26 protein-coding genes and 1 riboswitch are annotated in these 25994 nt (G+C 44.5%); of the genes, 3 read left to right on the forward strand and 23 right to left on the reverse strand.

Annotation, left to right across the window (positions count from 1 at the left end; genetic code table 11):
• Window positions 1–93: 93 nt before the first annotated feature.
• From NLX82_RS01110 to pdhA, 6 genes are all read right to left on the reverse strand, one after another.
• Window positions 94–582, reverse strand: a complete 489-nt coding sequence (locus tag NLX82_RS01110) for a dihydrofolate reductase (RefSeq protein WP_023988968.1) — start codon at window positions 580–582, stop codon at window positions 94–96.
• 17 nt (window positions 583–599) lie between these two features.
• A complete protein-coding gene (thyA, locus tag NLX82_RS01115) occupies window positions 600–1394 on the reverse strand; it encodes a thymidylate synthase (protein WP_023988969.1) in 795 nt (264 codons plus the stop codon).
• Between the two features lie 254 nt (window positions 1395–1648).
• Entirely contained in the window at window positions 1649–3070 is a 1422-nt protein-coding gene (gene lpdA, locus NLX82_RS01120; RefSeq protein ID WP_023988970.1) for a dihydrolipoyl dehydrogenase, read from the reverse strand.
• A gap of 3 nt (window positions 3071–3073) precedes the next feature.
• Window positions 3074–4687, reverse strand: coding sequence for a 2-oxo acid dehydrogenase subunit E2 (locus tag NLX82_RS01125; protein WP_053325598.1), 1614 nt, complete (start codon window positions 4685–4687; stop codon window positions 3074–3076).
• Window positions 4688–4721: 34 nt separating this feature from the next.
• Entirely contained in the window at window positions 4722–5702 is a 981-nt protein-coding gene (locus tag NLX82_RS01135) for an alpha-ketoacid dehydrogenase subunit beta (protein ID WP_013310510.1), read from the reverse strand.
• A gap of 100 nt (window positions 5703–5802) precedes the next feature.
• Window positions 5803–6870 carry a pyruvate dehydrogenase (acetyl-transferring) E1 component subunit alpha gene (gene pdhA, locus NLX82_RS01140; protein WP_013310511.1) on the reverse strand — a complete coding sequence of 356 codons (1068 nt, stop codon included), beginning with the start codon at window positions 6868–6870 and terminating at the stop codon, window positions 5803–5805.
• Window positions 6871–7125: 255 nt separating this feature from the next.
• On the opposite strand from pdhA, the gene NLX82_RS01145 reads away from it, so the two are divergent.
• Window positions 7126–7860, forward strand: coding sequence for an alpha/beta hydrolase (locus NLX82_RS01145; RefSeq protein ID WP_025724149.1), 735 nt, complete (start codon window positions 7126–7128; stop codon window positions 7858–7860).
• A gap of 144 nt (window positions 7861–8004) precedes the next feature.
• On the opposite strand, the gene NLX82_RS01150 is transcribed toward NLX82_RS01145, so the two are convergent.
• Entirely contained in the window at window positions 8005–8469 is a 465-nt protein-coding gene (locus tag NLX82_RS01150) for a low molecular weight protein-tyrosine-phosphatase (protein ID WP_023988973.1), read from the reverse strand.
• Between the two features lie 148 nt (window positions 8470–8617).
• On the opposite strand from NLX82_RS01150, the gene NLX82_RS01155 reads away from it, so the two are divergent.
• The gene (locus NLX82_RS01155) at window positions 8618–9259 is read left to right on the forward strand and encodes a thiamine diphosphokinase (RefSeq protein ID WP_023988974.1); all 642 of its coding nucleotides are present in this window, start codon (window positions 8618–8620) and stop codon (window positions 9257–9259) included.
• Window positions 9260–9539: 280 nt separating this feature from the next.
• Entirely contained in the window at window positions 9540–10037 is a 498-nt protein-coding gene (locus NLX82_RS01160) for a C40 family peptidase (RefSeq protein ID WP_028541710.1), read from the forward strand.
• 66 nt (window positions 10038–10103) lie between these two features.
• On the opposite strand, the gene NLX82_RS01165 is transcribed toward NLX82_RS01160, so the two are convergent.
• From NLX82_RS01165 to NLX82_RS01240, 16 genes are all read right to left on the reverse strand, one after another.
• Window positions 10104–10796, reverse strand: a complete 693-nt coding sequence (locus NLX82_RS01165; RefSeq protein ID WP_023988976.1) for a response regulator transcription factor — start codon at window positions 10794–10796, stop codon at window positions 10104–10106.
• Between the two features lie 138 nt (window positions 10797–10934).
• Window positions 10935–11996, reverse strand: a complete 1062-nt coding sequence (locus tag NLX82_RS01170; protein WP_076159165.1) for a ThiF family adenylyltransferase — start codon at window positions 11994–11996, stop codon at window positions 10935–10937.
• A complete protein-coding gene (locus NLX82_RS01175) occupies window positions 11993–12760 on the reverse strand; it encodes a thiazole synthase (RefSeq protein ID WP_076159169.1) in 768 nt (255 codons plus the stop codon). The genes NLX82_RS01170 and NLX82_RS01175 overlap by 4 nt, the downstream gene beginning before the upstream one ends.
• 2 nt (window positions 12761–12762) lie before the next feature.
• Entirely contained in the window at window positions 12763–12966 is a 204-nt protein-coding gene (thiS, locus tag NLX82_RS01180; protein ID WP_013310519.1) for a sulfur carrier protein ThiS, read from the reverse strand.
• Complete coding sequence (gene thiO / locus NLX82_RS01185) at window positions 12963–14111, reverse strand: glycine oxidase ThiO (protein WP_023988979.1); 1149 nt, start codon at window positions 14109–14111, stop codon at window positions 12963–12965. The genes thiS and thiO overlap by 4 nt, the downstream gene beginning before the upstream one ends.
• A 64-nt stretch (window positions 14112–14175) precedes the next feature.
• Window positions 14176–14769, reverse strand: a complete 594-nt coding sequence (locus tag NLX82_RS01190) for a thiamine phosphate synthase (protein WP_023988980.1) — start codon at window positions 14767–14769, stop codon at window positions 14176–14178.
• Between the two features lie 264 nt (window positions 14770–15033).
• A riboswitch (TPP riboswitch) is annotated at window positions 15034–15142 on the reverse strand.
• Between the two features lie 93 nt (window positions 15143–15235).
• Window positions 15236–16789 (reverse strand): ABC-F family ATP-binding cassette domain-containing protein, encoded by a 1554-nt coding sequence (locus tag NLX82_RS01195; protein ID WP_023988981.1) that lies wholly within the window; start codon window positions 16787–16789, stop codon window positions 15236–15238.
• A 183-nt stretch (window positions 16790–16972) separates the two neighbouring features.
• Window positions 16973–17962 carry a hypothetical protein gene (locus tag NLX82_RS01200; RefSeq protein ID WP_076159172.1) on the reverse strand — a complete coding sequence of 330 codons (990 nt, stop codon included), beginning with the start codon at window positions 17960–17962 and terminating at the stop codon, window positions 16973–16975.
• Entirely contained in the window at window positions 17949–18503 is a 555-nt protein-coding gene (locus NLX82_RS01205; protein WP_254347419.1) for a hypothetical protein, read from the reverse strand. The genes NLX82_RS01200 and NLX82_RS01205 overlap by 14 nt, the downstream gene beginning before the upstream one ends.
• Before the next feature lies 1 nt (window position 18504).
• Entirely contained in the window at window positions 18505–18900 is a 396-nt protein-coding gene (locus NLX82_RS01210) for a hypothetical protein (protein WP_076159178.1), read from the reverse strand.
• 40 nt (window positions 18901–18940) lie between these two features.
• Complete coding sequence (locus tag NLX82_RS01215) at window positions 18941–19420, reverse strand: hypothetical protein (protein WP_023988985.1); 480 nt, start codon at window positions 19418–19420, stop codon at window positions 18941–18943.
• Between the two features lie 51 nt (window positions 19421–19471).
• Entirely contained in the window at window positions 19472–21556 is a 2085-nt protein-coding gene (locus NLX82_RS01220; protein WP_076159181.1) for a hypothetical protein, read from the reverse strand.
• A complete protein-coding gene (locus NLX82_RS01225) occupies window positions 21546–23381 on the reverse strand; it encodes an ATPase, T2SS/T4P/T4SS family (protein ID WP_068942620.1) in 1836 nt (611 codons plus the stop codon). Before NLX82_RS01225 ends, NLX82_RS01220 begins: the two co-directional genes overlap by 11 nt.
• Complete coding sequence (locus NLX82_RS01230) at window positions 23382–24239, reverse strand: hypothetical protein (protein ID WP_068942621.1); 858 nt, start codon at window positions 24237–24239, stop codon at window positions 23382–23384.
• Window positions 24236–24949, reverse strand: coding sequence for a hypothetical protein (locus NLX82_RS01235; protein ID WP_068942622.1), 714 nt, complete (start codon window positions 24947–24949; stop codon window positions 24236–24238). Before NLX82_RS01235 ends, NLX82_RS01230 begins: the two co-directional genes overlap by 4 nt.
• Window positions 24950–24971: 22 nt before the next feature.
• The gene (locus NLX82_RS01240) at window positions 24972–25958 is read right to left on the reverse strand and encodes an SAF domain-containing protein (RefSeq protein WP_068942623.1); all 987 of its coding nucleotides are present in this window, start codon (window positions 25956–25958) and stop codon (window positions 24972–24974) included.
• Window positions 25959–25994: the final 36 nt, after the last annotated feature.

Raw genomic sequence — 25994 nt, forward strand, 5'->3', positions numbered from 1 at the left:
AAAACTTATGCAACTTTCTGCATCAACAGCCAAAAGGATTTTTTATATGGTTTATTAATTTTTCAAATGAGTGGGGTTGGATACAGTCTATTCTTATTCCGTTCTCTCGTAAACAACAAAACGATACTCATAGGGATTTTTGTCATCCTTGATACCCGGGGTCTCACTGACTATATTCCAGCCGTTCCAACCCAGCTCAGGGAAGGTTGTATCGCCTTCAAAAGTCTCCTCAATCCGAGTCACAATCAGCCGATCAGCATGTGGCCAAAACAGTGAATAAATCTCCGCTCCTCCAATGACCATTAACTCCTCCTGCTTTGCTAATTGGAGCCCTTCTTCCAGTGAATGAATTACTTCTGCACCTTCTGCCTGATAGCGCTGATCTCGAGTCAAGACGACGTTACGTCGGTTTGGCAGGCTTTTTCCTCCAAAGGATTCCCACGTCTTGCGTCCCATGAGTACCGTTTTATTAATCGTCTGCTCTTTGAAAAAGGCCATGTCTCTAGGGAGGCGCCAGGGAAGTTTGTTATCCCGGCCAATCACACCATTTTGTGCCATAGCCCATATCATTGAAATGCCCATTTTTCCACCTCCTCTAATCAGATGGCGACAGGCGCCTTAATCCCTGGATGATACTCGTAATTTTCAAAAGCAAAATCGTCGTAGGTATAATCAAAAATCGAATCCGGCTTGCGCAGAATTTTCAACTGAGGCAACGGATAAGGATCACGTTCCAACTGCGTATGCACTTGCTGCATATGATTTGAATAAATATGCACATCGCCGCCTGACCAAATAAATTCGCCGGGCTCCAAACCGCACTGCTGTGCAACCATATGCGTTAGCAATGCATAACTTGCAATATTGAACGGTAACCCTAAAAAGGTATCCACAGAACGCATCGTTAGCATACAGGAAAGTTTCCCTCCAGCTACATAGAACTGAAATACAAAATGACATGGCGGCAACTTCATCGATTCGATTTCAGCCACATTCCAAGCACTGACGATGTGTCGACGTGAATCCGGATTATTTTTAATAGCCTCAATGACATTCGAAATTTGGTCAATATGTTGTCCATCTGTTGTTTCCCACGAGCGCCATTGCGATCCATATACAGGCCCCAGATTGCCCTGCTCATCGGCCCATTCATCCCAAATGGTAACTCCGTTCTCCTTGAGATAAGAAATATTGGTATCTCCTCGCAAAAACCACAACAATTCATGGATAACGGATTTCAAATGTACTCTTTTGGTGGTCACCAACGGAAAGCCCTTGGCCAGATCAAAACGGAGTTGTCTTCCGAAAACAGATAATGTTCCCGTCCCTGTACGATCCTCTTTTTTCACTCCATTCTCTAAAATATCCTCCAGCAGTTCCAAATAGTTGCGCACGTTATTCCTCTCCTTTGAGCATGAATAAAAACCTGGCATCGCCAGATTCTAATCTTTAAAATTCTCTTTCTGCACCAATATCTATATTTAGTTTATCATGTACGGTGCTTCGTTGACCATGTACTGTGTGAATTTTCATGGTAGTCCTGAAAATCCTAAAGCTTGAAAAAAAAGAGACAAAGAGCGCAGATATAGCGCTCCTTGCCTCTCTTTGTCATGTATGAAAACCAAAAACGAGATAATGAAAAATGGTATTAGCGACGTGGTGCCAATGCGTGAATCGGATGACCCAGCACGACTTCCGCTGCTTCCATAACGATTTCGCCCAATGTAGGGTGAGCATGAATAGTCAAGGAGATATCTTCGAGTGTAGCACCCATTTCAATCGCCAGACCCAGCTCAGCAATAAGGTTGGAAGCTTCCAGACCTACGATTTGCGTACCCAGTACCAGACCTGTGTCAGCGTCAGCTACGATTTTCACAAAACCTTCAGCAGCGTTCAGGGAAACCGCACGACCGTTTGCTCCATAAGAGAACTTGCCAACTTTGACATTGTAGCCTTTTTCTTTGGCTTGTGTCTCTGTGTAGCCTACACTGGAGCATTCTGGATCTGTGAAAACGACAGCCGGCATACACTTGTAATCTACTACAGACGGCTCGCCTGCGATTGCTTCAGCAGCTACTTTACCTTCGTAAGAAGCTTTGTGCGCCAGAGCAAGACCAGCTACGATATCGCCGATTGCAAAGATGTGAGGAATGCTAGTACGTCCTTGGTGGTCAACTTTCACCATTCCGCGCTCATCTAGTTCGAGGCCGATCAGATCCAGACCCAGTTCACCGTCAGTGTTTGGACGACGTCCAACAGTTACAAGCAGATAATCAGCAGTTACTTCTTTGCTTTCGCCGTTGACGGAGAATTTCACTGTTACGTCTTTATCTGTTTGCTCTGCACTTTCCGCTTTAGCGCCAGTGAAGATTTCGATGCCAGTTTTCTTCATGCTTTTCGCAACGATTGAAGTCATATCTTTGTCGAAACCAGGAAGCACTGTATCCATACCTTCAATGATCGTTACTTTGGAACCGAATTTGGAGTACATTTGTCCAAGCTCTGCACCAATGTATCCACCACCGATTACGATCAGGCTTTTCGGAATTTCAGGCAGGTTCAATGCTTCTGTAGAAGACAGAATGCGTCCGCCAAATGGGAATGGCTTTAGTTCAATTGGACGGGAACCTGTTGCGATAATTGCATTTTTAAAACGGTAACGTGGTGATTCATGTTCGTTGAATACACGCGCTTCGTTTTCGTTGATGAACATGCACTCACCATTGAAAACTTCAACTTTGTTGCCTTTGAGCAAGCCACTTACGCCGCCTGTCATTTTCTTAACAACACCGTTTTTGAATTCTTGTGTTTTAGCAAAGTCTACTTTTACGTTCTCAGCCGTAATACCGAAAGACTCGCCATGTTTAGCTGCTTCGTATTGATGAGCTGCAGAGATCAAAGCTTTGGATGGAATACATCCACGGTTCAGACAGACACCGCCCAGCTCAGATTTGTCAACGATCAATACGCTTTGTCCCAATTGTGCGGCACGGATGGCAGCTACATAGCCGCCAGGACCCGCACCGATAACCAATGTGTCAATATCCAGAGAAGCGTCTCCTACTACCATTGATTACACCTCCATAACAAGCAACTCAGGGTTAGCGAGCAGCTGTTTGATATAGTTCATGAAGTTTTGAGCAGTTGCACCGTCAATAATACGGTGGTCAAAGCTCAAGGAAAGAGCCATTACTGGAGCAGCTACAATTTCACCGTTTTTCACGACTGCTTTTTCACTGATACGGCCAGTACCCAAAATCGCAACTTCAGGGAAGTTAATGATTGGAGTAAAGAACATACCGCCTGCGGAACCGATGTTAGTGATGGAGATTGTGCTCCCTCTCATCTCATTCGCAGCCAATTTTCCATCACGACCGCGCACAGCTAGATCACGAATGGAATCAGCAATCATCCAGATACTCTTACGATCAGCATCTTTGATAACAGGAACGATCAAGCCGTTGTCTGTATCTGTAGCGATACCGATGTTGTAGTATTTTTTGTAGACAATTTCGTTTGCTTCTTCGTCGATCGTGGCATTCAGAGCCGGGAATTGACGGGAAGCAGCAACCAAAGCTTTTACGATGAATGGCAGGTATGTTACTTTTGTGCCTTTCTTCTCAGCAATTGGTTTGATACGAGTACGGAAAGCAACCAGTTCAGTTACATCTACTTCATCCATAATCGTAACGTGCGGAGCCGTATAAGCCGATTTAACCATAGCATTGGAAATAGCTTTGCGGATACCTTTAAATGGTACGCGCTCTTCCTCAGCACGTGGATCTGCTGCTGGTGCAGATGGTGCTGCAGCTTTCGCTTCTTTCTTAGCAGGCTCTTGTGCTTTTGCAGCTTCTTTCGCTACTGGTGCAGCCGCTTGACCTCCACCATTTTTGAAAGCTTCTACATCTTCTTTGGTGATTTTACCATTTTTGCCGGAGCCACTCACTTGAGCGATGTTTACACCTTGCTCACGAGCAAATTTGCGGACGCTAGGTGTAGCCAGTACGTCTTTGTTAGAAGCAGCAGGTGTTGCAACTGGTTTTGTGTTAGCTCCGCCTTTTGCAGCATCCTCTTCTTGTTTCACAGCAGCTGGTGCATCTTCTTGTTCAGGAAGTTCGCCCTCTGCAGCGATTACAGCCACAACTTGACCTACATTAAAGATGTCACCGTCTTTGGCAAATACTTCTTGAACCGTACCATTGACTGGACACGGAACTTCAACTACTGCCTTATCGTTCTGTACTTCCATGATGATATCTTCATCTGTTACTTTGTCGCCGGGCTTGATGTGAATCTTGATGATTTCGCCTTCGTGAAGACCTTCACCCAGCTCTGGGAATTTATATTCAAATCTAGCTGTACCTGCAGCTCCGCCTTGTGCAGCAGCACTTGGTTCAGGGCTAGCAGCTGGTGCTTCTGGTGCATCTTCTTGTTCAGGAAGTTCACCTTCTGCATCAATTACAGCTACGACTTGACCTACGTTAAAGATGTCGCCGTCTTTGGCAAATACTTCTTGTACTGTACCATTAACCGGACAAGGAACTTCAACTACAGCCTTATCGTTTTGTACTTCCATGATGATATCTTCATCTGTTACTTTGTCGCCGGGCTTGATGTGAATCTTGATGATTTCGCCTTCGTGAAGACCTTCACCTAGCTCCGGGAATTTATATTCAAATTTAGCCACGTTTAAAACCTCCCAAATTTACGGTGTGCTTTAATTAAAATTCCAATACTTTATTAACCGCATCAATGATACGTGTTGGCGTTGGCAACCAAGTATCTTCAATTTGAGCAAAAGGATAAACGGTATCTGGACCTGCTACACGCAGAACGGGTGCTTCCAGATGCAGGATTGCTTTTTCGTTAATTTGTGCAATAACTTCAGCAGCTACACCGGAGCTCTTTTGCGCTTCTTGAACAACGATGGCACGATTGGTTTTTTGAATAGAAGCAACAACGGTATCAATGTCAATCGGGCTAATGGTACGCAAATCAATGATTTCTACTTTGATACCTTTTGTTTTTTCCAGCTCATCAGCAGCTTTAATCGAAGTGTGTACCATCATACCGTAAGTAATGATCGTCACATCGGAACCTTCACGAACTACATTAGCTTTGCCCAGTTCAACTGTGTAATCATTCTCAGGAACTTCAGCGCGGAATGCATGATACAGGTTCAAATGCTCCATGAAAAATACTGGATCATTGTCGCGTATAGACGCGATCATAAGACCTTTTGCATCGTAAGGGTTGGAAGGAACAACAACCTTGATACCAGGTGTTTGAGCCAGAAGACCTTCCAAGGAATCTGTATGCAGCTCGGCTGCCTTAACACCGCCACCAAAAGGTGTACGGAATACGATTGGAGAATTGTAACGTCCACCGGAACGGTAACGCATACGGGATGCTTGAATTGCCATTTGATCGAGTGCTTCAAAGATAAAGCCTACGAACTGGATTTCAGCTACAGGGCGGAAGCCTTGAATACCCAGACCCACAGCAAGACCCCCGATTGCGGATTCCGCTAGCGGAGTATCGAATACACGTTCTTCGCCAAATTCTTTTTGCAGACCTTCCGTAGCGCGGAATACGCCACCTACATGACCTACGTCTTCACCGAAAAGCAGGACGTTAGGGTCGCGTTTCAACTCTACGCGCAGTGCGTCACGAATCGCTTCTTTCATGTTCATTTGTGCCATTTGCTTCATTTCCTCCTTAAACATTGACAGATCAATTTCAGTTCAGGTCAATCGAAAAGCAGACCGGATCGGGTTACCGCCCGGTCTCTTTTAAGTTCAATTATTTAAAATCAGCTTTTTGTTCTTCCAAGTGCTTAGGCGTTGTTTCGAACATGCTATCAATCAGGCCAGGAATTGTCATTTTCTCTGTTTTCTCGGCTTTTTTGATCTCTTCGTTCACTTTTGCCTTAGCTTCTTCTTTTACGCGAGCTGTATCTTCTTCAGTCCAAAGACCTTTTTTTTCAAGGTATTTCGCAAAGCGGGCAATCGGATCTTTCGCATTCCATTCGCCTTCTTCTTCTTTGGAACGATATTTTGTTGCATCATCAGAAAGGGAATGCGGACGGAAACGGTACGTTACAGCTTCAATCAATGTAGCACCTTCACCATTACGTCCACGTTCAGCAGCTTCTTGAACGGCTTTAATAACTGCAAGCACGTCCATGCCGTCAATTTTCACACCTTTAATACCAGCAGCTACTGCTTTATGAGCGATCGAAAGAGCAGCCGTTTGTTTTGAAAATGGAGTCGTGATCGCGTAACCATTGTTTTGCACAAAGAAAATAACTGGCAACTTGTATACACCAGCATAGTTCAGGCCTTCGTAGAAATCACCTTCGGAAGAACCGCCGTCACCTGTATATGTAATGGCGACTTGTTTTTGCTTTTTCAGTTTGTAACCCATAGCAATACCCATAGCATGCAAAATTTGCGCGCCAATGATGATTTGCGGCATCAGTACATTAACACCGTCCGGCACTTGGCCGCCGTGTTGATGACCACGGGAATACAAGAAAGCTTGGTATAATGGCAGGCCATGCCAAACGATTTGCGGAATATCGCGATAGCCTGGAGCAATAAAGTCTTCTTTTTGGAGCGCATATTCGCTACCAATCATGGTTGCTTCTTGTCCAGATACCGGAGCGTAGAAACCGAGACGGCCTTGACGGCCTAAGTTAACGGCACGGTCATCCCAAGTACGTGTAAATACCATTCGATACATAATTTCTTTCAATTGATCATCTGTAAGTTTAGGCAACATATCTTTATTGATAATTTCACCATCCGGAGAAAGTACGGACAGCGCCTCAACTTCCTCTGTGTAAACTTCATAAGGAACCTTGCTCATTTTCTTCACCTCAACAAAAAAATTTGAATATCAAGTTCCGCTGTTATAGGATTATTATACACCTGTTATATCGCTCGCGTCAAAGTTTTAGTTATTTTTTTTGAGTTTGCCACATTTTTGTGTGTGTAACAGGGTATGTTTTTTACTATAACAGCTTAGTACATGATTGAAATTTTAAACATCTATTGCAATCAGGGTAATCTTAACTTATTGTGATCCCGAATGCAAAATAATACCCAAGAAAGGTGACGAAAAATGACGGATTCTCGGTATTTAAAACGAACCATCCTTAAAGACGAAGTAGACAGCCGCTTTCTTGGCGAGACCAGAACTCTCCGGATTTATTTGCCGCCCGGCTATAATGAAATATTGAGCTACCCGGTCGTATACTGTCAGGACGGAGAAGAATTTTTCAATTTTGGCCGCATTGCAACTCACGCCAACCGCCTCATTCTAGATGAGGGCGTCGAACCCTTCATTATTGTAGGAGTGGAAGTGAACACCAAAATCAGAACTCAGGAGTATGCTCCCTTTGGCAATCGTTTTGAGGCGTATACCGCCTGTTTTGCAGAAGAGATTATTCCCTATGTAGAGCAAAAGTATCCTATAAGAAAAGATGCAGCGTCCCGCATTTTGGCGGGGGATTCACTGGGAGGCAGTGTGTCTCTGCATTTGGCTTTGATGTATCCTCAGCTGTTCAACCGCATTATCAGCCTCTCAGGTGCTTACTATGAAGCTTCGCAGGAAATCATCGCCCGTGAGAAAGATCTGTCTCATTTGCGGGTGTGGATGACGGTTGGCCTTCAGGAAGATGCATTTGAGAGTGATACTGGCATTTACAACTTTGTAGAGCTTAACCGTCAATGCGCAGATTTGCTGCGCGAACGGAACGCTGAAGTTTCTTACCGTGAAAAGGATGGCAAACATTTGTGGGGCTTTTGGCAAAACGAGTTGCCTGACGCGCTAATGTATTTTTTGGATCGCGCCTGAGTAAATATTCTTCCAGGTAACTAAGGGGAATGAGAGCATTGACCTAATAGGTCATAAAGCTCCTTCCTCTTTTTCATAATTTGGTTACGCTTTCAAAAGTGTATAACGAAAAACGGCAATTATTGCCGTCATCTTTCGTTCACATTATAGCTTTTCTTCTATGATCTTGTCCAGCAAGGCGTCGCACCCTGCGTCCATTAATCGATAGGTCTCTTCAAAATTCCCTGTAAAATACGGGTCGGGTACTTCTCTTAATTTTTCTTGAGGGAGCAAATCCATAAATTTTAGAATATCAGCCTCCGCCCCACCTGCAATCTTACGCATGTTTTGTTCATTGGAGTCATCCATGCACACAATATAATCAAACGCGTCAAAATCGCGGCCCGTTACTTGCCTCGCCTGTATGCCTTGTTCGCTGATTCCATGCAGCTTAAGTTGCTTTAGTGTTCCCTCATGCGGGGGATTTCCGATGTGCCAGTCGCCTGTCCCGGCCGAGTCTACCCCGATTTCTGCACCCAATCCCCGTTCCTGCGCCTTATGTCTCAGTATCGCCTCCCCCATCGGAGAGCGGCAAATATTGCCCAAACATACAAACAAAACGTTAATCATTTCGTTCTCCTTCCTATTACACGTTACACTTCCTTTTTTCTGTTTCATTGTATCCGTGTCCTCCAAAATTGTGCAAGCCATATTTAACGCGGTATACTTAAAAACGATGGTATATATAGGATCGTATCAGAAAGAAAGGATGTTGATTATGACAAAAAAACGAGCGATTGTATTTTCAGGCGGTCGTCTTAATGAAGAAGATTTACATCAAATACAACCCGATGATTTTATTATAGGTGCAGATAAAGGTGCTCTTTTCCTGATCGAACACGGTATTACACCACATGTCTCTGTAGGAGATTTTGATTCGATCACACCAGAGGAAAAAGAAAAGGTAGAATTAGCAAGCCAACGTATGATTGCGTGTGATCCAGTACTTAAAGACTTAACAGATACTGAGCTTGCTTTGGAAATCGCTATGGACGAGCACGTAGATCATGTATTGTTGCTTGGTGTGACTGGCACCCGGATGGATCACACATTAGCTAATGTTCAAATATTGGTACGAGCAATGCAGCATCATATTAGCTGCGCTATTATGGACGCACATAATTATATTGAGCTCACCGGATCAACGCTTGAGATCCAGCCTATGGGCTATACATATACATCGCTGCTTCCTATGACTTCCGAAGTAACAGGTATACAACTGGAAGGATTTATGTATCCGCTACATAATGCCACCCTCAAAATGGGACAATCGCGTGCTGTCAGTAATAAGCTAACGGCTTCAAAAGGTACGATTTCCATCAAAAGCGGTCTACTACTCGTTATTCAAAGCAAGGATTAATTATGACATTGTTGTAACCATTGTTCAGATTGTTCTTTCACTCAAAACCCTTGATTAACAAGGGTTTTTCCGTTTATAGAGATCTATGAATCGATATATTTTTTACAAATTGTAATTTTTAATCGTTTTTTAATAAACGCTGTGTAAGTCTTGTCCCTCAAGCATTTGAGAGTTATTTTCCAACTATTAGGCGGTTTCAAAACTGTTATACTCAACGCTGTCAGTTAGTTAGCAACTCAGCAAAATATTGCACAAATCAATTTCTGGAGGTACTTACAACATGAATATGCAGAAAATCATAAAAAAGGTAATTATAGCAGGGGTCGCAGCCACTATCGGCTTTGGTACTTTTGCAATTGAGGGAACAAATACGGCACAAGCTGCCACTACTACTTCAGTAGGCCAAAAAGTAATTAACTACGGTGAAAAATATATGGGAACTCCTTATAAGTTTGGAGCTTCCACGAGCACTACACGTAATTTTGACTGTTCTTCTTTCATGAAGCACATATTCAAGAAATACGGAGTGGATTTGCCACGTACTTCTGTTCAACAGTCTAAAGTCGGACATGCCGTATCCAAGTCCAATTTGAAAAAAGGTGACTTAGTGTTCTTTTCAAGCGGTAGCCGTGCCACAGGACGCAACATTACCCACGTAGCAGTCTATATGGGCGGGGGTAAAATTTTACACACTTACGGCGGACCTGGCGTGACCATCTCCGATTTGAACTCCGGCAACTGGAAAAGAACATACATTAAAGCACGCCGCGTGCTGTAGTATGAAACTCATTTTGAAATATGCGAGCCGGGACGAAAAGTTCCGGCTTTTTTTATATGCCTTATGCTATTCTGATACGGTTGGTGTTCTGAGTGAATAACCAATACCTCGTTCCGTACGGATCATTTTAAACTTATACCCTTTATCTACTTTAACCCTCAAATGTCTGATATAGACGTCTACTACGTTCGTATCAACGATATAATCATGTTTCCAAACATCCTTCAGAATTTGCTGCCTGCTACAAACTTGGTTAAGATGTATCGCCAGATGAAGCAAAAGATCAAATTCTTTCGGAGTTAGTTCCAGCTTTTGTCCCCCTCTGCTCACCATTCTGCTTGCATTGTCTATATGTAAATCACCCGCTTCGATCGCCCTTTTCACATCACGTTCAATACCAAAAATCCGCAATAAATTAGCCACTCTTGCCTGAAAAACTCTAGGATAAAAGGGCAGAACGATCACATCATGTGCCCCTTGTTCAAAGCAGGAAACAATATGGTCCTCCTCATCTGATGAAGTCATTGCAAATAGCGGGACATGAGGATGGTTTTGCTGCAAAATGCGAATCAAGCCTTGTGTATCCGCCTGTTCATCTCCTATGTTCAGGAGTAGCAAATTCACCGGATTGTGGGCTGCATAAGAGCTTGCATCCGATGTATTGCTAACATGTACCACCTGATAACCTGCCTGCTCCAATGGAAGTACAATTACGGGAGACGCTTCATTTACATCCACAAGTAAAATTAACGGGCTCATCTTTTCACCCACCTGGTTTGGACATAGCATTACATTGGATACGAACAAGTTTGTTATAAGCCATTAAAGCATATTAATATTATTGTAACAAAAAAGCAGAAAATCATTCTCCAAAGAATGGCTTTCTGCTTTTATGGTTTAACCCAAATAGCGATGATACAGACTTCTTGCTTTTGCCACGTCCTTTGTCCCATGGATCAACGCTCTGCCATCTGCAAAAACAACCAAGCGATGCTCGCTTGTACTAAAGGAAACCAAAAACGGATTCTGCTCTACTTTTCCTTCTCCCAAAGAAGCAAATCTATCTGCTATTTCCGCAAGATTCAGATGTGTCGGGTTTGCTGGTCTAATTTGAACGGTATCCCTGCCGCACAAAACATCTGTTTTCTGCCGATAAGAGGCCGACAAGTAGGGATACGTCGGTTGGTTGCCGCAAGAAGGACAATTCTCCTTTTTAACGCTATCTACTGCTATCGCTACATACTCATTTTTCCACAAATCAAACGAAAGCAGCTTTCCTCTCAAATCTTCTGGATATCCACCCAGAAGTTTGAAAGCTTCCGTAGTTTGGTTAGCCGTGACCATCTGTACGGCCTGCGGAATAATCCCGGCGCTATCACAGGTTTCACCACCAAACGGCACAGTTCCCAGCAGACAGTGAAGACAAGGCGTTTGACCCGGTAAAATGGTGTAGGTTACACCATAGCTGCCCACACATCCCCCATAAATCCAAGGAATCCGATGCTTTAGTGCCATGTCATTCATAAGAAGTCGGGTATCGAAATTATCGGTTGCATCCATTACGAGATCTACCCCCTGGATCAACTCTTCCAGCTCTTCCACCCTAACATCCAGTACATGTGCATGTATAACCGTTTCCGAATTAATATCCTTTAATCTTCGCTGAGCAGCTACTGCTTTGGGACATCTTTGCGCAGCATCACTTTCCTGAAAAAGCTGTTGGCGCTGCAAATTGCTCCATTCCACATAGTCCCGGTCTACGAGGCTCACTGTACCTACGCCCCCGCGAACAAGTGTTTCCGCAATACCTGTGCCTAGCGCTCCAACACCTATGATTAATACGTGAGAGGAAGCAAGCCGACGTTGTCCTGTCGGTCCAAAGGGTGTGAATCTTTCTTGTCTGGAATAACGGTCACTTGGATGTGTTCCTCCTGCACCGGATTTGTCAGATACCTTCATGCCTGAATCATGCCTTCTGTCGGACTGCTCGCTGAAGCGTAACGTTTTACAGGAATCATCCCCGCCTCAAAACCATATCTTCCAGCACGAACAGCCAGTTTCATGGCCTCAGCCATTTTTACTGGGTTCTTCGCTCCTGATACGGCTGTGTTCAACAAAACAGCATCTGCCCCCAACTGCATCGCCATTGCCGCGTCACTGGGTGAGCGAATACCCGCATCGACAATAACCGGGACCTCCGCCTGTTCAATAATTAGCTCTAATGAAAACGGATTGAGCAAACCATGTCCTGTACCAATCGGTGAAGCTCCAGGCATAACGGCGTGTACTCCAAGCTCTTGTAGCCTCTTGGCTAGAATCACATCGTCCGATATGTAGGGCAGCACGATAAAGCCTTCTTCTAACAGCTTTTCACTAGCTTTCAACGTTTCAAAAGGGTCAGGCAGCAGTGTCTTGCTATCCCCAATGACTTCCACCTTAATCATATCGCACAAGCCGGAGGCTTTTGCCAATTGGGCAATACGAATGGCCTCCTCTGCTGTTGTAGCCCCTGCTGTGTTGGGAAGAAGTGTATATCGGCTCAAATCCAGCATATCGAGAAAATGCTGCTTATCCCGTTCCTCCAAGTTCAATCTCCGTACAGCAAACGTCAATATTTCCGTCTCAGCAGCCTCTACGGCTTGGGATTGGATATCCAGATCAGTGAATTTTCCTGTTCCCAACAACAACCTTGAGGTAAAAGATGCTTTTCCAATGGTTAACATGATCAACCGCCTCCCACAAAATGTACAATCTCTAGGCAATCTCCATCCTTCAGTACTGCTTCATCATGATCTTCACGGGTCAATATACGCCGATTCAGCTCTACCACTACAGTTTTCACCTTTACATCAAGCTCATGTAGCAATTGATCCACATGAGTGATTCGATTAGAAAAGGTCAGGCTCTGGCCGTTAATCGTCAGCTTCATAAGCTTTCCTCCTTGAGGAGCTCAGAAGAAAATCTACTTATCCCAAGTTCAGCTGCACCAGCCCCATTAAGCATAGCTGCCAGCGCACGCCCGGTAGCATCACTCAGCAGGACACCGTTGCGATAATGCCCGACGGCAGCATATACGCCCTCGACCCCAGGGACAGTGCCTATAAAAGGATGACCTGATGCGGCCTGCGGACGTAAGCCCGCCCAAGTGCGTATAAAAGAAGCTTCACGGACGCGCGGCAGCCAAGCAGAGGCACGTGCCAGCAACCCCTCCAAGCCTCCTACGGTCACCTCTTCGTCATATTGATGCGGAAGGCTCGTTGCCCCAATCCAAAGCTCGTTATTCTGTTTAGGCACGAGGTAAATATCATCAGCATAAATGGTGTATTCTAACGGGTGATCCTTCAAGGAGACCGCTACCGCTTCGCCCTTGACCGGATAAAGTGGATATTCAAATCCAACCTGCGCTAGCAATTTCATGCTATCCAAGCCTCCGGCAATAATGACCTGATCGCAGGAAAAAAAGCCACTATCTGTTCGAACACCGCAAACTCGACCATTCTGTATGACCAGTTGCTCTGCCTGTGTACCAGACCATACCGTTGCCCCCAGCACCGCAGCAGCACCTGCATAAGCACGGCAAAGCTGGACAGGAGCCACTTGTGTCTCTTTTGAACGATATATTGCCCCGATCGCTTGTTCATCCAAACCTGGAATTCGTCGGGCCAATTCCTTCGCATCCCACCAGATAGGACAATCATCCTCTCGCGTTTTAGCAGCTTTCCAGCGTTTTTGGCCTTCAGTTTCCGTACGGAAAGGAGTCACAAATCCTTCTGTACGGAATTCCACCGAAATACCTGACAAACGCTCCAGATCACAGACAAGCTCAGGGAATGCGTCTCGACTTATGCGAGCAAACCGTGCCAGCTCAGAGTCGGTGAACTCTTCACTTTCCGCTGCCAGCATTCCAACCGCTGCTCCTGAGGCTCCCTCACCCGGGATCAATCGTTCCAGCATGATCGTACTTCTTCCCTCCTTGGCCACATGGTAAGCAATGGAACTGCCGATGACACCTCCACCTATGACCAAGCATTCAGCGTGTCCTATCGCTCTTGCCTCTGTGTGTATCTTTGGCATTTGTTCCGTGTCTCCTCTCCATAAACCATTCTGCTTTCAGCTTGCCTCTACTCTCGTTTTCTCGCTACAGGTTGTGAACTACAAGATCTGCCATTCGCCTATATTCCAGCGCAGCTGCAACGGGCGACTCAGCCTCCCATATACCAGACATCACCGCAATTCCGCTTGCTCCGGCCCTATAAAGCTCCGGGATATGGTGCGGTTGTATGCCGCCCAGCGCGATCACCGGAATGTTCGACAGCCTGCAAATATGTTCAAGCTGAGCTAAACCCCGTGGTACAATACCGGGCTTACAATGGGTCTCATATATGTGACCATAAAGTACATAGTCCGCTCCTACCCGCTCGGCAGTCTGCGCCTCCTTCAAGGAATGCACAGATACTCCACAGCGTGTACCCTTTGGAAGTAGGCTTTTCACATCCGCTACAGGTAATCCATTAGCTGGTAGCTGGACGGCTCCAACCAAAGTAAGTAAAGCTACATCCACACGATCATTTACTACAATTTGTTGCAAAGGAACTCCCTGCTCCACCATGCTGCGAGTCAAAGATAGCAATGCAGAGGCACCATTCTGTTTTAAACGTGCGTGTACATAATGAACATACGGACAAATCACAGCAGCCACTTGGGCTGCTTGTGCAAAAGTGCCCTTTTCCATCGAAATTGCGTGTAATTCGATTTTGTCTTCACCTCACATTGGACTAAAAGATCTAAGCTTAGCCAGTCACGTCTACCAGCAGTAATGAAAGAGGATTGTATGTGAATCGTCTACGGAAGCTCGAACAACTTAAAGTGAACGAAACGCAAAAAAACCACTTCCCCAAGGAAGTGGTTTAACGAACGTCCAATAATCGAACGGACAATGATATCCGTATACGTGTATCGTCCCACGCACAAACAAAAATAAGATGGTGTTGCCTTGTTTGTACGGCGCTCACTTCCCTACGCTGGCATAACCCAGATCAGGTGCAAAGGGTCCGAAATCCATTTATTCCGTCTCAGCCGCATGGGCGGCTCCCCTAGTGTGACTATTTTATTGTATAAGCTAAAGATAGCTTAGCATATTTTCCTAATTCTGCAAACCCCACTTCGTGTGAAATATGCAGAATTGGATTTAGTTGATGTTAGTTAACTTTACTTGACCACTCTTCCACATTCCACGTTTTGGTTACCCAATCCTCGTAAAAGTCCGGTTCGTGAGATACAAGCAATACGGTCCCTTTGTATTCCTTCAAGGCACGTTTCAGCTCATCCTTAGCTTTAACATCCAAGTGGTTGGTAGGCTCATCGAACAGTACCCAGTTGCTTTCACGCATTAACAGTTTGCAAAGACGGACTTTAGCCTGTTCTCCACCACTGAGCGCAGATAGCGGACGCGTGATATGCTCATTCTTTAAACCGCAACGCGCCAAATGCGCTCGTACTTCATGCTGGTTCAAATGTGGGAATTCATTCCACACATCGTCAATCGGTGTAATTTTCTCCGCCTTTACTTCCTGCTCAAAATAAGCGGGCTGCAAAAAATCACCTTGATAGGTTTTTCCACTGATTGGCGGTATTTTTCCCAATATGGTTTTGAGCAATGTCGATTTACCGACACCGTTGTAGCCAACAATAGCAATCTTTTCGCCACGTTCAATCGTCATGGACATTTTAGGCAAAAGGGCATGCGTATAACCAATCTCAAAATCAATACCCTCAAATACCGTCTTTCCGCTTGCACGTGCTTCTTTGAATTGAAAGGTTGGCTTCGCAGCTTCTTCAGGCTTATCTATACGTTCGATCCGATCAAGTTGCTTTTCACGGCTCTTTGCTCGGCCTGATGTAGAGGCACGCGCTTTATTACGCTGAATAAAATCTTCCTGTTTCTTAATAAAGTCCTGTTGCTTCTCATAAGCATCAATATGCTGAGCTTTGTTCAGATCCGCCATTTCAAGAAACTTTTCATAGTTAGCTGAATAACGGGTCATCTTGGCAAATTCAAGATGGTAAATAACATTAACGACCTGGTTCATAAACTCAGTATCATGTGAAATAAGAATAAAAGCATAGGGATAATCCTTCAAATAGCGCGTAAGCCATTCAATATGCTCTACATCCAAATAGTTGGTAGGCTCATCCAGCAGCAGGACATTTGGCTTTTCCAACAGCAACTTAGCAAGAAGCACCTTTGTCCGTTGCCCACCGCTAAGTGCAGATACATCCCGGTCCAGTCCTATGGCCGACAGACCTAGTCCATTCGCCATTTCTTCAACCTTCACATCAATGAGGTAAAAATCCCCCATATCCAGTTGCTCCTGAATTTCACCCATCTGTTCCAGCAGCACTTCCAACTCTTCAGGAGAAGCATCCCCCATTTTGTCAGTAATCTGCATCATTTCCTTTTCCAATTCCAACAAAGGAAGAAAAGCGTCTTTCAAAACATCACGTACCGTTTTGCCCGGTGTCAGCTTGGTATGCTGATCCAGATAGCCGTAACGTACACGTGGAGTCCATTCCACTTTACCCTCATCCTTAAGCAATTTTCCAGTCAGAATGTTCATGAGTGTCGATTTACCGACACCGTTAGCTCCTACCAAACCTACACGTTCCCCCGCAAGCAATCGAAAGGAAACATTTTTAAATAATGCGCGGTCCCCAAAGTTGTGAGATACATTTTCTACAGTCAATAAACTCATAAGCTGTTTTTGGCTCCTTATTGTCATCGGCGCTGCCGACTGTTCTTATTTCATATGCATTTCGTTTCTTTCAAAGCTTTATTGTAGCACATTCTGCAACCATATCGGAATATGGAAAACAGCGATTTTTAAGGTTTTTGATATGGATCTGCCTAAAAAAAGAAAAACCACCCATGAAGGTGATTATTTTAAGCCATTATAACATTTGTACTCAAAGTATCCCGCAGCTGCTGCAGATTTTTCATCCGCAAAACGTTCACTCGCTTTAAAGGGAGCTGGACATGAATCTCTATAAAAATATTTCATCCCAGTATCTGGTTCTATGCCGCCTATAATGTCTTGCTTTCTAACGACTCTCCCACCACCAAATCCATAGTTATTGTAATACCTGTCTCCGACCGGAATGCCTTGGATAAACGCGATCAGACCCACATCATCTACTGTGTTGTACCACTCCTCTTGCGGAATGAGCGGTAGCGTGAACGTATAAGTTATGCCGTTACGTGCAGCTTTTTCGTTATGGACATTAATAATTCGCGCCAGGTCCTCTTGGACGCTGCGAACGATGGTGGAACGACGTATTTGCTCAAAAGTTTCTGAATTATTCAGTAAAGATATAGGGGTCTGGTCCTGAAGTTCCTTTTGAAAGCCCTCCACCCACCTGTGATTCCGCGCATCATATGCGTGCACATAATTATCCAAGGTGAACCCCACACTGTTGCCTACTGAATCAACATAGGCATATGGCTTTTTTTCGCTCCATTTGGGACCTATGGCAGCTTGTCCATGCTCGTCGGTATAGGCTTCTGAAGTGAACGCATAATAACCGTCATAATCTAGAATTACAATGGCTGGTATGTAATCCAATAATGCACGTTGTGCTACTATATCCCCATCAATGCCTACATTAAGAAAAAGGGTGTGCAGGAACGTGTGCAGCGCTGCTTCTTTATCTACACGAAAAAACTTATCCGATCCGTATCCGGCCTCGCGTTCTTGACGTTCATTCTGTGAGAGCATAGCCCCTGCATCCTGAACTGCGGTACGGAGAGCCGACGTATATTTCATTTCTAGCTGCTGCACTTCACGCTGATTCTGGACCCGTAAGTCACTAACTACACCAAAGGGCAAAAACAAAAGTATAAATATGACTGCAAAATCAGTAATCTTCATTCAGAACCATGCCCCCGTAAGAAGCTGTAACTGCCGGCTTTCCGCTATCTGCCCCACCGAGAAGCCATGATTTGTACAAGTCCGCAGGAGCCCGATTCGTATTATGTAGCCGGACCGTAAAATAATCCCCGGCCATCAAGGTATACCGACGTAGCTGATCTGATTTTGGCTGCTGATTGTCAGGAAACAGTACAGGTAAGATTTGCGGATTATAGTACCCATCATATACAGTTTCATAATTGCCCAGAAAACTGTCTGGCTTCGCGGCATCTGCATATTCCGGTACATACTTTTTGTGCATATGCTCCAAGTCAACTTCGTACATATTGCCTGTCAATTCCAGATCACGCATAAAATCGTTATACATCGTCGGTGTAATGTAACCTTTGGTTCTTACCATATCAACAAAACGTACAGTTGAATGATATGTATTTAACCCGGATATATCTTCCTGCCGTTCAGCAGCTTGAGCTGCGGGTACGATGTACAAAAGCAATACAGCGATCAGCGCCCCTAGCAGCTTGGATATTGTTTGAACCACTTCATTCCTCCCCCAATTTCTCAAAACGTACAGATGTTATGTCCCCATTCCCATTACGCTGTGGGTATATGGAATATAAAGAAGAAGCATCTAAGGTCGATACATCAGGCTCAAACGGTTCAGAATACGCATCGTACTCTGTCCCGTCGACATGAATCGAAATCCCCTCCTGTAAGTTCATGCGAATTGCCTGCATTACCTGAGTTCCTTTTATCCGTTCCGGCAACCCCACCCCAGCAGTACGGGCTATTCGCCCTTCAGAATGCTCTTCCTGCTGTGATCTTAATTCCAGTGCACCATCCAGCTGGCTGGACAAGTCTGCTGCCATTACACATGCGGTTATGAACAGAATAACTGACACACCAAGCCGCAGCATGCTTGAAGCGTGATCAGACATACTCTCATCCCCCTTATGATTATTATCTTTACTGTAGTGCTTAGGACTGGGTAAACAACAATCCACGGACAACGTTCGATTTGTCCTTGACGATTTCAGCCTTGAATTTGCCACTTGGATTTACGTATTCATTCTCTTTCTCATTAAGCGTATTCGTGATTTTCCCAGTCTTATCACTGCCGCCATTCACGGCGCCATACTGTTCACTGTCTGGGCTAATGTTCAGAGCATTACCGTACCACTGGCCTGCCATATTTTTGCCGGTTTTAATCTGAATGCCGAATTGGTCCTTCCCCTGAAACTTCCGCAGCGCATTGGTCACCTGGGAACCGCTAATCGTTGTGCCGTCATATACCGTAAAAGAGGCCTGAGACAATTCGGTCTGGATATCAGCAAAATTGTTTTGTGCCGTTTTAGTCGCCTCCTGGGCTGAAATAAACAGTATAACTACAATCGTAATTAGAGCGATGGTCAAAAATATCCCAGCGGCTACCTTTAAAGCTGTTGATGCGTTATTCATTATTTTTCTCTCCTTAGCTTGTTATTTTGTATTAGTCATAATAGAACTTTTTCACTGAATTTTTTGTATTTGCTCATAATAGTTATCCATTTGAACAAAGCTCATACCGATCAACGGAATCACCAAATATAAAAAGATAAGACCATACATCGGGGCAAAACCAATCATCCTCCCCCAGATAGCCTTGCTGTCTATTATTTTTTCATACTCCTGTTTTCTTTGTTCGAAATAGTAGGACATATAGGATTCCAAATCATCGAAGGCCTCTCGAATCGTAATTTTACCCAAAGACAAATGGAGCTTGTCCACTAGACGTTGAAATTCCGGCAAAGGTGCCTCTTCTTTTAGCAAGTCGAGAGCTGCCTCTGGCCCGTGTTCATAATGAAGCAAACATTTTTGCAGAGGTCTTTTGAATATAACTGAAAATCTGTTCAGCCACTCCAATATCTCCTCGACAGACATTCGTTCCATAACCCGTAAAATGGAAATAACCGTTTGAAATTGATACACCTCATGCCTCATATCCAACCGACGCATTTTTCGTTGCAAATATAATAAAAGCATAGGCATTTGATAGGCTACATACCCAACAATCAAACTAATCAGTACTTCCCACCACTTGATGTATTCATCATTCCAATCTTTCAGCTTTTGGAGGATACGCCGAGTATTTGTGGATAGCTGTTCAGGAGTAGCAGTTCCATTAGCATTATGCTCTAAAACAACGTACGTTTGTTCGTATGTGCTGTTCGCCCTCATGTTCAGCGAATGCATGATTTTGCGATCAATCTCACTCTGCTTCGAAGCTTCTTTTTGCTCCACCGGACTTAAACGTCCAAACATTTGACCTGATTGTACTGGGGCGTGAAGGATATGCGTTTTCTCAGCTTCATGTAAAAAAAATATCGTACTGATGCTGAGCACCAATCCTACGATAAAAAGAGCCATTCTGCGTATGTAGAGCCACTCCAGCTTAACCTCCGCACCACTTTCCTTTAATAGACGGGTTATTTGGAAATAAGAAGACATATGCTGACGCGGAATTAAAGAATCCACCACATTACGAATGATGGGAAAACGGTATAGCTTCTGCTCCCAAACCCTCCGGCCTCTACCCGCACGATATCCTGTCTCATCGGTCTGTTGCAGTTTCTGTAACAGGAAATAAGATACGATTATCACAATATAAACGGACAATTTCGTTATATAACCCAATTTTCCCTGATAAAACTCATCCATGGATGGAAAGCTGGATCTCGCCCATGTCTCGATTGGGGTCGTAAAGAAAACAGGTGCCAGTGCGATCACGTTTAGACTTTTTAACAGATAGTCCAGTTTATTTCTTCGCAGCAACTCCAACTGGATTTCGCGTGCGAGACTGCCGAGCCCCTTCAAATAAATGGAGCCCCCCTCATCAACCCGGTCACCAAACTCCATTACCATATATGAGATACCGGCAAAAGCTTTTAAAAATCGATTAGGAGCCGACTCATAGTATCTTTCCAATGCTTCGTGCGGATCAACATCTGTTAGCGCCTCATGGATGAGTCGTGCGTGTCTCCCAGCCTCTGCCTCAGCTAAATCGGCCGCTTCGGATATGGCTTCCTCCACCATACCGTGCTGATGGTAATAATGACGTACATTGGCGAATAATTCGATCATCTGTGCAAGTAGCCTTTTTTCCATCCGGCTAATGGCCATATCCAAAATAAGACTGTTGATTACCACTCCGCATAAAACAGCCAATATAGCAAACTCTATTCCTGGCTTCATCATGACCAGCACAACGCCACTGCAAGTAAAAGCCCCCCAGATGAACAGTGTCATCTTCATAGTCTGTAGGCGAAGCTTGTACTCATCGTAGGCATGCTGACCAGCTAGTCGCTTACGTACACTCGTGATGTATCCAGATAAGAAAGGGACCTTCATACACAGCGTATACAACTTATGCAGTAAGGCTTGCAGCTCACGTTGCAGTACCGCTTTTCCCTTGCGTCCTTCCTCCACAGAATAAATTCGTCCTCTGCGAACTGCATGACTATTGCGCTTATGCAACCCCCACAAAACTATATATAGAAGCGCAAAGCCCCCACCTGATATAAGTAAAATCCATAATAAAATTTCTTTAAGACTCATAGTCTTCCTCCCAATAGCGGGTCAAAAAACTGCGGAAATCTCTGGCATCCTTTACATTCATCTGCTCACACATTTCTTTTGCACTTTTGGCAGTTAAGGGCTCCATCGGTATATAGCTTCCGTTCCGATATTCCATAACGTGGCGATAACTATAGCTCGATGAAGCATTGGATCCTGCATCTGTATGATCCGGGTCACGCGGCACACATTCTGTGATCCGTTCGATGTAGCGTCTCCCTTCCGCATCACGCTTGAGATGCACATCAAAGTTAATGACATGAACTACCTGTTCCTCAGCGATGCCTTCATGCTGAAATACTCCTGTTTTGAGCAATGAATTACGAAGTGAAAACACGAGATCACGAAATGTTTTGGCATGATGAGTAAAAATGGTGAACAGACTGGCAACCTGCGACATTTGTATCATCCAAGCAGCTACTTCATCACTTGCTACTTCGCCTAGTATATTGACGGTTCCATCTGTTTTTTTCTGCAAGTCAAGTCCTTGTTGTCCTGAAATATGGTCCGTTTCTCGAAAGGTAAGAATGTTACGGCGACTGTAAATGCTGCGTAGATGCAGTTCAAAGGCCATTTCCTGAACACGAAGCGTATACGAAGCATAAATATGCTTGACCATCGCCATTAACAACGTCGTCTTACCTGAACCCTGCGCGCCTGTAATAGCAGTAATCCGGCTACCTTTCATTAAATAAGAAAGTAACTGGATTGGAAAATCAGCATTTTGTCCCTTAATTAACTGTTCCAGTGATGCGCTTTGAATATCGAATTTACGAACAAAGAAAGCCCACGATTCTGAGAAAGGAGGACGCACTACCACTACCCGCGACCCATCCTTCATTTCGTTGACCTTATAACCATTCGCTTCGGAAAGCTGTCCCGGGTAATTGTATTTGTAAATATTTTGGCACACCCTTTTAAGTTCACGCTCAGATCCGAAGGAAAGGAACGAAAGATGGATCGTTTTACCTTTATAAAAAATCCATACGCTCTCATAACCATTGGCAGTAGGCGCAGATGTTTGTTCAAATACATACCCATCCGAAGGCCAGTCTGATGATGCAGGAATCCCACCTTCCGGCATACCACTGACGCCCCCACTTACACCGTCGATCCGCTGGTCACGAATATCATCAATGACGGAAAAGCCTTTGTAATGCTGATAAATGCGCTGGACAATAATATCCACTTTCTCCAAAAAGGAAAGAGGGCGGTACTCACAATCATAGATATAACGAATATCCTCTGCGGTAACGAGATAACTTCCATCTTCTTCACCTTGCTGTGAATACCTCATTTCGGCTAAGTCATAAGTATCCAATAAACGTGATAGTGCATCAGCGCCAAACTTCTGCTGGTATTGGTAAAATATAATTTCGAATTGATCCTGTATGCTAAACAACTCAGGTCTGGAGAATGGCATAACAGTATCGACGATTTTCTCGTTTAAGCCGTAACCGTTAATCAGAAGCTTAGCCATCAGATTTTTAACAAAACGTTTATCTCCAATGCTGCCATTGGCACAGTCCTTTAACGCCCTGCGTAGTTCCGCCCTTTGATGGATACGCCGTCTATATTCCTCTTCATGCAATCCGGCATCCGCCATCTGGCTATGACTCAGTTCATGAAGTGCATTTTTGATATACTCTATTAATGTTTCGAATGTGGCATCTTCGTTCTTTTTTTCTACCCGAAGGGTTGAATGTCGCGAGTGGAGATTCCCTCGATATTTAACAATAATCAGTACGATGCACATCAGTACTATGCAGGTAAGAATCAATCCGTTGATCATTTGAGCGGACAGCATTTAAGCGCCCCTCTCCAAAGCCTTGAGCCGAAGGTCGGACTCTGCCGCCTCCAGAATAACTTTGATGATATGTCGTATACTCTGCGCCCACCCTACGGGCATAAAAAGCTTGCGGTGCTGCTCTTTTCCACTTCGTACCTCACGCTGCACATGGCCGATCACATCCCTGCGATTCCATGCGTCCATAAATCCGGTGCTATAAGGGACTGTATACAAAGCACCTTTGTAGCCATATCTCCTACGAATATTCGTTTCATTCGCTTGAGAATGCACATCATATTTCCCAAGTACTATTAATAAGGGCAATGATGAGTAGGTAGATAACGGAGACACGGATTCAAAATAAGCATCTAAGTCTCGCATATTCTGAGTGAGTGAAAGAACGGCCAGTTTGGCTCGTGCACATGCTTCATGCTGTACAGCCCCCCACCCTGCTCCACTTCCTGCATCAATCAGCGTTAAATCATAATATTGATTCGCTGTATCTATTACTGCCCGTACAAGCCCTGGAGATAGTAACGGCGGTGCAGCTCCAAAGCTGGAGGTTCCCTCAAGTACATCCAAAGTATGTTCGAGTACAGGTGTCGTATAATTACGAATATTTTCTTTAGACAGTGTCCCTCGCAGAACTAAACGTGCGGCAGCATCCCAGCCCCCTTCCTGAAGCTGTAGGGTTGGATCATCCATACCATACTCCTGTATAGGTAATCCTGATTCAATACCGGTATATCTACGACCTAAATGAGTCAATAATAGTCTTCCTCTATATAGATTTCCTATGGTAATTGCTATTGCTGCCGCCAAAGAGCTACTTCCACTAGCCCCCTTAATGGGGCTCCAAAACAAAATGGTACTCATGCTCTACTCCTTTCCGCACGTTTTAGCGCACGACGACTCACTTTTAATTCCCAACTCATCCATTCCCCAATACAACGGCATAATTCTTTCTTATACATTCTGGATAGCGGTTTTAGTAGTAGCTGTTTTTTATGCTCATTTTCCAGTTTCAGAGCAAGCAGCCCCTCATCCCATGGCAGAACATATGGCTCTTGCTGCCAAGAAGCCGGGAAATGGTTCATGTATTCCCACAGATACGGCTCCTCCACACCACAATCCACAGCCTGTAAAAATAGCTTGTGAAATACAAGATCTTTGGGGAATTCGGGTTGACTGAATAAATGCTCAAGCCAATTCTGTCCGTTGTGCATTAGCATACGGCTATAATCACTGACCCAAACTCGCAGTTCTGCCCCTTTCCAAACAGAAATTGGACAAAAATCAGGTAACTCTACATCCAAAATAACAATGTCATAAGCCTGCTCCGCCTTTTGATCAGTTATCATAACGGTATGCAGGTCTTCCCATGCTGTAAATCCAATTGCTACATCAAAACCACTAAACTGCGTAATGGGAAGTGGTTTGTCGAGCATCCCTATGCTATACCGATACTGTCCCCGCAGCGTAGCATCCACAAGCAGTACCTGTTGGCCGGAAGCTGCTAATATGCTGCTGATATATAACAAGGTATCGCTTTTGTCACAAAGCCCGGCAAATATCCATGTTTTCATACTTCCGTTCCTTTTCTCTCATTTATTTGGCATACGGATCAGAGCTTCCGCCCTGCGTCAGAATCTTTGTTTGTTCTTGATGATCCTGCTCATTCTCATATTCATTTCTTGTAGCATCAATCCCGCTTGCTGAGTTTTCTATAGTAGCACCCGCATGCTGAGCTGCAATTTCCTCACTCAGACTTCTTTCCACGGATGTTGAAATCACATTGTTTGACGAATTAATTGCATTTTCAAGCGAATCCCGCAGCTGCTTGGACAGCTTTTGTTCAGCCACGCGTATCAAATTCGGATCACTATTCATTAACGCTAACACCTGGGCATTAGGCGGATAGGTCGGGATTGCCTTGGGCTGAAATTGGGGATCGACATAGGTTAGGGCATAGATAGATGCTTTATGCAGATAGGCATCAACAATCGCGCTCGAAAGCGATAAAATTTCCTGCTCATTCAAAGTGACCCAGACAATTGGACCTTCCAGTCGGGAAATCTTCTTTTTGGATAATAGAATGTAATCCTGACCTGTTGGAAATTGAATGCGAATATCCACTTCGTCCCCCGACTTCAGGCTGTTGGGTAGTACCACCACCTTTAGCTCACGGTTGCGTAAATCTTTAGGTGTGGGTTCATCAGCAGTTATCATAGCCGATGTAAGCACAGATCCTTTTTTAAGCTCAATCTTGGCTGTGGTTCCGGAAACTTCACTTTTATCTGCCAGCAAATTTGATGGAGCCTGAGAACCGGGAACTTTAATTCCCTTCAAATCATTAGATGCAATCTGTTCACCTGGAGAAATGTCACGGACAACCACCCAGCCTTTTTTCGCGGTTCGTTGCTCCTGTTCATACACTTTCCATTTCAGTTCTGCCTCTACCTCAGCCTGTTTCCTGACCTCATTCATTTGATGGATATTAACCATAAGGTAGCCGGCAAAGATAATGCCAACAATCCCAGCGCCAATGCAACCGGCGTATAGTTTTTGTTTACTGCTTTTTCTTAGCTTAGACACACAACTTCTCCCCTGCCTCTTTTGATATATACCTTC

It is taken from the genome of Paenibacillus sp. A3M_27_13, from assembly GCF_024213315.1.
Classification (GTDB): Bacteria; Bacillota; Bacilli; order Paenibacillales; family Paenibacillaceae; genus Paenibacillus; species Paenibacillus polymyxa_B.

Coding starts and splice junctions, on each gene's coding strand:
- NLX82_RS01215 (WP_023988985.1), bottom strand. CDS start 19,420: ATGAATAACGCATCAACAGCTTTAAAGGTAGCCGCTGGGATATTTTTG.
- NLX82_RS01195 (WP_023988981.1), bottom strand. CDS start 16,789: ATGAGTTTATTGACTGTAGAAAATGTATCTCACAACTTTGGGGACCGC.
- NLX82_RS01135 (WP_013310510.1), bottom strand. CDS start 5,702: ATGGCACAAATGAACATGAAAGAAGCGATTCGTGACGCACTGCGCGTA.
- NLX82_RS01165 (WP_023988976.1), bottom strand. CDS start 10,796: ATGAGCCCGTTAATTTTACTTGTGGATGTAAATGAAGCGTCTCCCGTA.
- NLX82_RS01155 (WP_023988974.1), top strand. CDS start 8,618: ATGACAAAAAAACGAGCGATTGTATTTTCAGGCGGTCGTCTTAATGAA.
- lpdA (WP_023988970.1), bottom strand. CDS start 3,070: ATGGTAGTAGGAGACGCTTCTCTGGATATTGACACATTGGTTATCGGT.
- pdhA (WP_013310511.1), bottom strand. CDS start 6,870: ATGAGCAAGGTTCCTTATGAAGTTTACACAGAGGAAGTTGAGGCGCTG.
- NLX82_RS01210 (WP_076159178.1), bottom strand. CDS start 18,900: ATGTCTGATCACGCTTCAAGCATGCTGCGGCTTGGTGTGTCAGTTATT.
- NLX82_RS01225 (WP_068942620.1), bottom strand. CDS start 23,381: ATGCTGTCCGCTCAAATGATCAACGGATTGATTCTTACCTGCATAGTA.
- NLX82_RS01200 (WP_076159172.1), bottom strand. CDS start 17,962: ATGAAGATTACTGATTTTGCAGTCATATTTATACTTTTGTTTTTGCCC.
- NLX82_RS01235 (WP_068942622.1), bottom strand. CDS start 24,949: ATGAAAACATGGATATTTGCCGGGCTTTGTGACAAAAGCGATACCTTG.
- NLX82_RS01170 (WP_076159165.1), bottom strand. CDS start 11,996: ATGAAGGTATCTGACAAATCCGGTGCAGGAGGAACACATCCAAGTGAC.
- NLX82_RS01150 (WP_023988973.1), bottom strand. CDS start 8,469: ATGATTAACGTTTTGTTTGTATGTTTGGGCAATATTTGCCGCTCTCCG.
- NLX82_RS01175 (WP_076159169.1), bottom strand. CDS start 12,760: ATGTTAACCATTGGAAAAGCATCTTTTACCTCAAGGTTGTTGTTGGGA.
- thiO (WP_023988979.1), bottom strand. CDS start 14,111: ATGCCAAAGATACACACAGAGGCAAGAGCGATAGGACACGCTGAATGC.
- NLX82_RS01190 (WP_023988980.1), bottom strand. CDS start 14,769: ATGGAAAAGGGCACTTTTGCACAAGCAGCCCAAGTGGCTGCTGTGATT.
- NLX82_RS01230 (WP_068942621.1), bottom strand. CDS start 24,239: ATGAGTACCATTTTGTTTTGGAGCCCCATTAAGGGGGCTAGTGGAAGT.
- NLX82_RS01145 (WP_025724149.1), top strand. CDS start 7,126: ATGACGGATTCTCGGTATTTAAAACGAACCATCCTTAAAGACGAAGTA.
- thiS (WP_013310519.1), bottom strand. CDS start 12,966: ATGAAGCTGACGATTAACGGCCAGAGCCTGACCTTTTCTAATCGAATC.
- NLX82_RS01220 (WP_076159181.1), bottom strand. CDS start 21,556: ATGAGTCTTAAAGAAATTTTATTATGGATTTTACTTATATCAGGTGGG.
- NLX82_RS01160 (WP_028541710.1), top strand. CDS start 9,540: ATGAATATGCAGAAAATCATAAAAAAGGTAATTATAGCAGGGGTCGCA.
- NLX82_RS01110 (WP_023988968.1), bottom strand. CDS start 582: ATGGGCATTTCAATGATATGGGCTATGGCACAAAATGGTGTGATTGGC.